8 protein-coding genes and 1 tRNA gene are annotated in these 8,328 nt (G+C 37.4%); 1 reads left to right on the forward strand and 8 read right to left on the reverse strand.

The genetic code is table 11. The annotated features are described in order from the left end of the window. The 6 genes from GCCT14_RS02835 to GCCT14_RS02860 form a co-directional block, all read right to left on the reverse strand. A partial coding sequence (locus GCCT14_RS02835; protein ID WP_157952527.1) for a hypothetical protein occupies nt 1-730 on the reverse strand: 730 nt, incomplete at its 3' end. 11 nt (nt 731-741) lie between these two features. Beyond that, a complete protein-coding gene (locus tag GCCT14_RS02840; RefSeq protein WP_157952528.1) occupies nt 742-1,986 on the reverse strand; it encodes a M24 family metallopeptidase in 1,245 nt (414 codons plus the stop codon). Nucleotides 1,987-2,004: 18 nt separating this feature from the next. Next, entirely contained in the window at nt 2,005-3,225 is a 1,221-nt protein-coding gene (locus tag GCCT14_RS02845) for an aromatic amino acid transport family protein (RefSeq protein ID WP_108624159.1), read from the reverse strand. Nucleotides 3,226-3,245: 20 nt separating this feature from the next. Further along, nucleotides 3,246-3,596, reverse strand: coding sequence for an HIT domain-containing protein (locus tag GCCT14_RS02850; protein ID WP_108624160.1), 351 nt, complete (start codon nt 3,594-3,596; stop codon nt 3,246-3,248). Nucleotides 3,597-3,607: 11 nt separating this feature from the next. After that, nucleotides 3,608-4,510, reverse strand: coding sequence for an MYG1 family protein (locus GCCT14_RS02855; protein WP_239978360.1), 903 nt, complete (start codon nt 4,508-4,510; stop codon nt 3,608-3,610). Between the two features lie 38 nt (nt 4,511-4,548). Further along, nucleotides 4,549-5,763 (reverse strand): hypothetical protein, encoded by a 1,215-nt coding sequence (locus GCCT14_RS02860; protein WP_157952529.1) that lies wholly within the window; start codon nt 5,761-5,763, stop codon nt 4,549-4,551. Nucleotides 5,764-5,869: 106 nt separating this feature from the next. On the opposite strand from GCCT14_RS02860, the gene GCCT14_RS02865 reads away from it, so the two are divergent. Continuing rightward, nucleotides 5,870-5,943: transfer RNA gene (locus GCCT14_RS02865), tRNA-Ile, on the forward strand. Between the two features lie 77 nt (nt 5,944-6,020). On the opposite strand, the gene metG is transcribed toward GCCT14_RS02865, so the two are convergent. Continuing rightward, nucleotides 6,021-8,066: a methionine--tRNA ligase gene (metG, locus tag GCCT14_RS02870; protein WP_108624163.1), complete on the reverse strand. Its 2,046-nt coding sequence runs from the start codon at nt 8,064-8,066 to the stop codon at nt 6,021-6,023. Between the two features lie 29 nt (nt 8,067-8,095). Continuing rightward, a partial coding sequence (locus tag GCCT14_RS02875; protein ID WP_157952530.1) for a hypothetical protein occupies nt 8,096-8,328 on the reverse strand: 233 nt, incomplete at its 5' end.

Here is an 8,328-nt window from a genome sequence, read left to right on the forward strand (position 1 = left end):
ATACAGACAAAAGATGAATCAATGAGGCCTCTGACCAAATTAAATCTGGTGAGGCTTGGACAAGTATTATAACATTTTCTTTCACAATAGATCGAAGACGCACAACTCCTTCTAGAAGTGCTTCATGCGGCAACAGAGAGACGTGATCTGAAAATAACCTTTCGATTTGTGCATGAAAAAAGAAATCAAGTGGCAAAGATATTAAAGAGTTTTGGAGAAGCTGTTTAGGATCATTTAAATAAGTTATATCCAAACCAAACTGAACCCTATAGGCACGAGACCTCGTAGCAAGTTCTAAAATAAAAGAAATTAATCCTGGATCAGGAAAGATGAATTGATCTGATCTAAGCCGTAATAAGAGAGCGTTATAACCAAGAGAAAGAGCCTTCAAGGAATAGAGGGTTGCCAACTTTTCTCTTTCCAAATCATGACATCCCTGGTAGTGGAGGAATTCTCTTTCCGGCAACTCCAAAAACCTCATTGAAAAAGTAGGCCTCAAGGTACGAACTAGAATTTTAGAGCAACTTCCTAAGTATGAAAGTGACTCAGCCAAGCTAAATGCTTCTTCTGAATTTTGAATATGAAGTACTACTTCATCTGATGACCAAGAACAATAATCAGATCTGAGAGCTAACTTAGTAAGCTTCTCAATACGTAACGGAGGAAGACCTGATAAAACTTGACGAAGCTTCCAACGTTTATAAGCAAGGGAAACAAGTTCATCTTTCATGTAAGTGCTCCCTAAAAAGATACAACTGGAGACGATTCCAATGGTATGTATATCTCTCGATCTTTTGTGAATGTATAAATTTCTGTTTGTTCTCCTGTTGTTAAGAAAAGATCACCTTCGTTCGAGAGATAAATACTTGTCTTAGTATCAATCCCCCAAGCATCTTGAACATGTAAAGCAGGTCCAATGCAAAATCCACTACGATTCACAATTGTTCTTGTTTCATGACAGTAGAAATCGTCTAAAGCAGGCCCCAATCCAACACAAGATTGTGTCCCAAGTGAATATCCTAAAGAAGACCTAAAAGATTCCCCAAAGTCCGCTAAAGAAATAAAATCTCTAGCAACTCTATCAACTTCCCATCCCAAACAAGAATGTCTATCTCTACGACGTTCGCGCATGAAATCTAAAGCGACATTTTGAGTTTTTTTACCCAAAAAGAAAAGATTAGACAACTCAGAAGGAGGGTTGTCTCCAAGAAAAAATGATCGTGACAAAGTGGCATAAGGAGAATCTTCTTCTTGTTTACGACAAGATAAGTCGACAAGAAGATAATCTCCCCAATGTACATACATAGAATCAAGAGAACGTGCAAATGGATATGATGAATGTTCGTTCACAAGAACTCTAGGGGGGACATTCGTAACGCAGCCATACTTATTCAACACAGATATTAAATAACTTTGAATAGAAGTCTCTGTAAGAGAACCATCAGATAATCCGTCACTTATTTTTTTAGGTAAAGAAGAGCAAATTCTCTGCAATACAGAAGCCGCAAAGAGATGTTTTTTCAAATGGGTTTGAGTCCAAGTTTGCAACAGCTCAGAAACAATATCTTCGCTTGAAACAACTTCAATGCCAAAACTACGAACCAAAGTATACAGACCAGCATCTAAAAAAGATATTTGCGGAACAAAGGATTTAAAGGAAAATTCAGAAGCAATACGAATTGATGAACCTAGTAAAGACTCAAAAAATTCGTTGCGTTTACGCCAAGAGGAATAAGCTCTTACTTCAATTGGGCATTCCACAAAAGAGAAATCCCTTTCATCGATTAATAGAAGAGCAGAACCACTTCTTGGAATCCAAAAGTATAGTGGAAATTCCACGTTAAGAGGCAGCTCTGGGGAAAAAAAATGAACGAATACATCATTTCTACTTTTATAAGAACAAAGTAACCACCCATCGAGAGACGACTCTTCCAAAAGCATTTGCGCCTGTAAAATTCGGCTTTCAACTGGAGAGATAGCTGACAAAGACCCCTGCCTAATCATCTAACTTGCGAAAAATAATTGGCTTACTTCCGTTACAATTGAAAGTGAACCAATGATTATTAGAAATAACATTCCTTGCCAATTTAGTACTCGCAAATGTAATGAACCTAACTTCAACTCTTGTAAGGCAATATAAACAGGTATAAGTCCATATAAAGTAGCATCACCTAGTCCTCCAGAAAGATTCAAGGAGTAAAGGAACACTTTAGGAATGCAAACAGCAAACAAAGAGGCAAGCAATAGGACATAAAAGGGCAATATAGATCTATTATGAAAGAGAGGTTGCTTAAAACAGCCACGTAAAAAGTCGATAAAAGAAAGAGTTATTCCAAGAAAAGATGTGAACAAAACAATTAAACTAAAACAAGTAGACAAAAATGCAAAAAATTTCATTTGCAATGTATTGGCAAGTGGAATTGTCATTGGAATACCTGCCTGATAAGACTCAATCAAGCTGTTTGGACCATCAAGAGGCAAAGACCCAAAAGAAAATATCACCCATAAAACATACATCAACCACGTTAGAAAAATTCCGAAGATGATAGCTCGCTTTATTAAAAAACTATTTTGAGAATTCACTCTGAGAGACGGTATGATCATTTGATGACTAAAGGAAGTCAAACATATCGGAAGTGAAGAAAGAACTGATTCTCCTCGCACCCAAGTAATTGAACGACAATCAAATAAATTTGCCATATAGAAGAGAAGGCAAAAAAAACAAATAAATAAAGCTTTAACTAAAAACGAATTGACATACATCAAAGCATCTCTTGAAGAACCAAGGAGAATTACTCCAAATAAAACTACAAGAAAAGCTCCAAATAAATAACCACCTGGAATTTGTATATTCATAAGTTCACTGGCCATACCTGCAATATAGGCAACTATGGAAGAGAAGCAAATGAAACTATGAATACAGAGAGCAATAAAATATAGTGCCGAAGGTAATTTTCTTTTAAATAAAGAGAAGAAATTTTCTGAATCCCTATTAGAAAAAAGCTCTAGAAAGAGCAGTGAAGAAGACAATGAAAAAATAGATGACGTAGTAAGAGTAATCAAGCCCTTAAAACACCCTTGCTCTGCCATAGCTGCAGGAAGCACAGTAATGCCTCCACCAATGCATGTGCCAACAACGAGAAAAACATGGTCCCAAAATTCAACACTAAAAAAACAAGACCGACACGTACGAACAAAGGAAAGATAAATTCTCTTCAATGGCATAGAACAAATCCAGATATGAGTTATTTAATGTGTAAAACTCGCGAATTGTCTATCCCTTCTCCACCAATAAAATGAACATGAACATGAAAAATAGTTTGTCCTCCTTTTTCTCCTACATTTAGCAAGAGTTTATAGCATCCCTCTAAGGAAAACATTTTAGCTAACTGTTTAGCTATCTTAAATATCTCCTGAAAAATGGTCAGCTCCTGATCAGGAATATGATCCAGAGTGGAATACAATTTCTTAGGGATAATAAGAAAATGATGAGAAGAAACAGGGAAACGATCACGAATCACAACAATAAGTTCCGTCTCCAAAATTTTTTCGGAAGGAAGCTCACCATCGATAATTTGTTGAAAGATAGTTTTCATAAAGAATCCCTTTATTCGCTGCCAAAGGTGTAACCCTTCTCGGATTTTAAGACAAACTCCAACGCCTCCATAGCTGCCTTTTTAGTCTTCCAAACGGAAAGAAATCGATTTTTATGACAGAAAACACCACCCTTTATTTTAGACTCTCTTTCGAATTCTTCTCCAAAAAGACCTGCCCAATACTCAGGAAGGAGCATTCTAGAACTCATCGGCTTTTCCATAGACTCAGGAATGGCACGCAAATGCCACTCATTATGTGAAGGCATCACTAGGAAAACAGCAGGGTGATGCTCCCCTCCAGCGAGAAAAAAACTCTCCATCCAAGGAATACTCTCATCAAAAATCAATGACAGTTTACTCTCTTGCAAAGTCTTTTTAACAACTTCAAAACTAGAAAGAACATGATCTTGTCGTCTAATAAATCGCTCAAGGTAGCCCAAACAAAAATCTAATGCAGAATTAAAAGCTTCATTCTGCTCCTCATCTGTAAATGGACGAAGAGCATTGAAATTTGATATTACCATTGAAAAAGTGCAAACACCTTTCTGTGGGTTACAACGACCACAATCATCATCATCAATTCCTATCACCAAAGAATTTCTGAGAGCATTAGAATGTCTACTAGATAATTTGCCATTCTCTTCCAAAAAATTAAGCACCATTCCACAACTGCTCAGCTCGCCATCATATTCAATTTGGTGATGATCGAATCTCTTCTCTTTAGGATCGAAAATACCACCAACATCACAAACGTATTCACATTTATCCAATACAAAAGGGTCTCTGGTCCTAAAAATCAATTCACGGTTAATGCATTTGCAAATCAAAAGAAGAGCGCATGCAGTAACTTCATCTGAGTGAAACGTTCCATCATGTGTCCCTAAACTGTTCGGGATTCTCTTACCTTCCACCATCTTAAGACTCCAAACTTTTTTCCATGACAAAACAGTCTTCAGTTCAAAAATTTATTTTTTTTTAATGATGACCTCATAGCTAAAATCAATCCGAAACAATACAACAAAAAAATCGCGATCATCCAATTCAAATATTGGTTACATGACAATAAAAAAGCAGTAAGTCCAGGTATAAGCAACCCACGAAGTCCATTCATAAATAAATTCAACTGAGTGTAATGACGACTCACTACACTTTGAGAAAATATGGTGGGTGAAAGATCCCAAATTAACCTACTACCCGCAATTACAACCCCGTCCAAAAAAAAAGTTAATCCTAGAAAAGAAGAAGACTTACCATCAGAGGCTACCAGGAAATGAAAACAGGCCAATTCAGATAAAGCTAATAAGATTAACCAATTAAGAGCAAAAAATGGGTTATGACAAAAGAAATTGCTTCCTACCAAAGAAACCAGGTAACCACCTAATGCACGTCCCCATAAAGAAAATGCCCAAAATTTTGTATATGTAAGAGCCTCTTTAAAAGGAGCAAGAAAAAGAGGTATGATCATTTTAAATACAAGCATGCCGCTGCCAACAAAGAAAAAAATCACATGAAAGCGAACTAGAAACATATTCCCCCAAAAGAGAGGGAAGAGTTCAGAAATGCTCAAAAGAGTATTGTCGTCTTTCTTAAAATGTTTTTGTAAAGAACACTCTTTATTTACTAGTAGTACCTGAATAACAAGGCCAAAAAGTGACCACAAAGTCAACTGTAAAAGAAGAGAAGAAAAAGACAAGTGTCTTCGATCTAACACCCACCCAAAAAAAGGGGCTAAAAAAATACTTAAAAGATATTCATATGATTGAATCTTTGTCCAAACCTTAAATCTTTTTTCTTGATAAAGGACATGAAGAGTCTCTACCCAATAAGGAAAAAGAGTTTTCATAACGGAAAAGTAAATCAATAGAATACTCAAAATGATAGTTGGAGTTGCTTGTAAAAAAAATAGAGAGAAAAAAGGTAAATGAGCAGTAATACCCAGGAATCCTATAAGATAGACAGGATGAGTATGAGCCTTAGTAACAGAACAAGCAAAAATACCCAGAAAACCCAAAAATGGTGATACTGTCTTCAACACCGTTAACCAGGCCATGTCTCCAGAAGAAGCACAAAGATCACGAACGAGTATTAAAGGTATAAGGCTCAAAAAAACCTTCAATGGCTCCCTAAAAAACGAAACCATCAAAGGAGAAACAATAAACTGGAACATTTTTATAATGGTTCCTTCTTGAGTAGTGAGGTCTCTCTAAAGGGGAAAAGCATCAAGCGACATGCATACAGGATGTCGATGAAGTACAATCCCCGCAGCTTGGTATGGGGCAATAGCTCAGTTGGTTAGAGCAGCGGACTTATAAACCGCCGGTCCCAGGTTCAATTCCTGGTTGCCCCAACTTTGTTTTATTAGGTTAAAAAATAGATATAGAGAATAGTTTGAGTATATTCTCCATAGATCGTTTACAACCGTATCTATTTTATCTTAAAACCAACGGAAGCTTGTTGTAGCTGTAGAAGCTCTACTCCGTTTTCGCCTATATCAACAGCAAGGATCATACCTTGGCTTTCCACACCCATTAATCGAATAGGCTTAAGATTAGTTAAAACTACAACTTTTTTCCCAACTAGACTGTCTGGTGAGTGACTCTTAGCTATGCCAGAAAGAATTTGAAGTATCTCATTCCCAATATCTATACGAAGTACCAGCAATTTAGCTGAGCGCTGAACTGGTGTTGCTTCTAAAATTTTCCCAACACGCAAATCTAACCGGTCAAAATCCTCCATGCTAACCATTTCTTTCTTGCTAACAGGATCTGTAGTCGAAATTAACTGACTCATCTCTGCCTCGATCTGCTCATCAGAAATTTTCTTAAAAAGAATTTGTGTTGGAGGGCACTTGGATCCAGGAAGAACAGACTCTTCAGCACGTTCTTTCCACGTTTTATCTCCTAAACTCCCACTCCCACCAATCATCGACCACATTTTTTCAGCTGCTTCTGGAAGAATAGGATAAGAAGCAATAGAAAGCAGACGAATGAACTCTAAACAACAAAAAAGGACAGTGTTTAGTCGGTTAATTTGTTGAGCATCCTCCAAAAGCTTCCAAGACTGTGTCGTGTCAAAATATGCATTTGCTACGTGTGCACATTCCATTAAGACTTGTGTAGCTCTTCTCAAGCGACATGTCTCATAGCATTCACAGATTTCTTCCAACAAGACTTTTGCTTTACCTAAAGCTAAGTCATCCTCTTCTGTAAAGCCGTTACACTCTGGAACCACTCCACCACAACAACGATGCAACACTGTTAAGGTTCTATTTACAAAATTGCCAAATTTTCCAACCAAATCAGTATTACACTTGTTTTGAAAATCGTGCCATCGAAAATCAGAATCCGATAGTTCAGGAGCCGTAGCAGCTAACATATAACGGAACTGTTCTACGTCATATCGATTCAATACAGATTCTAAATCAATATGAACTCCATCTGTCTTACTAATCTTCTGGCCTTCTATTGTATAAAATTGATTGACTTGAAGGTCATCAACCAACTTGAAATTACCACCCTCACCCAGCAACATTCCAGGAAACATTAACCCATGAAATATCAAATTGTCTTTGCCAATAAATTGAACAAGACGAACATTAGGATCTTCCCAAAAATCTTTCCAAAGATTCGGGTCGCCCCTTTCTGCAGCCCACTCCATAGAGGCAGAAATGTAACCGAGAGGAGCGTCAAACCATACGTAAAAAACCTTTTTGGAAAAATCACACTCAGGAAACTCTGGGCATAAAGGAACCGAAACACCCCAATCAGTATCCCTAGTAATAGCTCTAGGATGCAAATCTTCCAAAATTGACAATAGAGAATTCAATACAGATGGTTTCCAATGTTCCTTTCCAGACAACCATTTTCTCAGAGCATCTTGAAGTAAATCCAATCGAAGAAAAAAATGAGCAGAAGCTCTTTTCTCTAGTTTTTTACCGGTAATCTTTGAAACAGGATTGAGAAGTGCAGTTGCTTCGTATGAAGCACCACACTTAGTACATTCATCTCCACGTGCTTCTTGAAATCCACAGAAAGGACAACGTCCCATAACGTAACGATCAGCTAAGAATCGTCCTTCTTCAGGGGAATAGAGATGATCATCTGTTTGTGGCTCAATAAAACCGTTAGCAGAAAGACTCAAAAAAAATGAAGAAACTAAATCTGCATGATACGGATTAGTAGTTCTGGAAAAATGATCAGTAGAAATAAGAAGTCTGTCTAAAAGACGTTTATTAAGAGTGTGATAAATTTGCGATTGTTCCTTAGCATTTTTCCCAGCTAATTCTGCTGCAATGGAAACTGCTAAACCATACTCATCTGATCCAGAGATAAAAAGAACAGAGTCACCACAAAATCGACAGAACCTCGAGAAAACATCAGCGGGAAGGTAAACTCCAGCTACGTGCCCAAAATGTAACGTGCCATTTGCGTAAGGCAAAGCAGCTGTTACCAAAATTTTTCTCCCTGTCATAACTCTCTCCATTCCAAAAAATTGACTTCCTATGAATGACGAGGGAGGGACTCTTCTATCCAACCACGCCTACGAGACGAGGAAGAAGCAATTCTTTTTTCAGTTGTTGTCATTTTGTGCACCTTTAGTCTAGGACCGTGATCGACGTTAGCAATTTCTTCATCGGGCTTTTCTGCGATCTCTTTCAACACTTCAAAAGGCAGATTACCTACAACTGTCTTGCCACGACCAAAAGCAACAGCCTTTCTAGTTTCTTTAATTG

It is taken from the genome of Candidatus Similichlamydia epinepheli (assembly GCF_003056015.1).

Excerpts from the sequence above, each read along its gene's own strand:
- GCCT14_RS02860 (WP_157952529.1), bottom strand. The coding sequence starts at position 5,763 with ATGTTCCAGTTTATTGTTTCTCCTTTGATGGTTTCGTTTTTTAGGGAG.
- metG (WP_108624163.1), bottom strand. The coding sequence starts at position 8,066 with ATGACAGGGAGAAAAATTTTGGTAACAGCTGCTTTGCCTTACGCAAAT.
- GCCT14_RS02845 (WP_108624159.1), bottom strand. The coding sequence starts at position 3,225 with ATGCCATTGAAGAGAATTTATCTTTCCTTTGTTCGTACGTGTCGGTCT.
- GCCT14_RS02855 (WP_239978360.1), bottom strand. The coding sequence starts at position 4,510 with ATGGTGGAAGGTAAGAGAATCCCGAACAGTTTAGGGACACATGATGGA.
- GCCT14_RS02850 (WP_108624160.1), bottom strand. The coding sequence starts at position 3,596 with ATGAAAACTATCTTTCAACAAATTATCGATGGTGAGCTTCCTTCCGAA.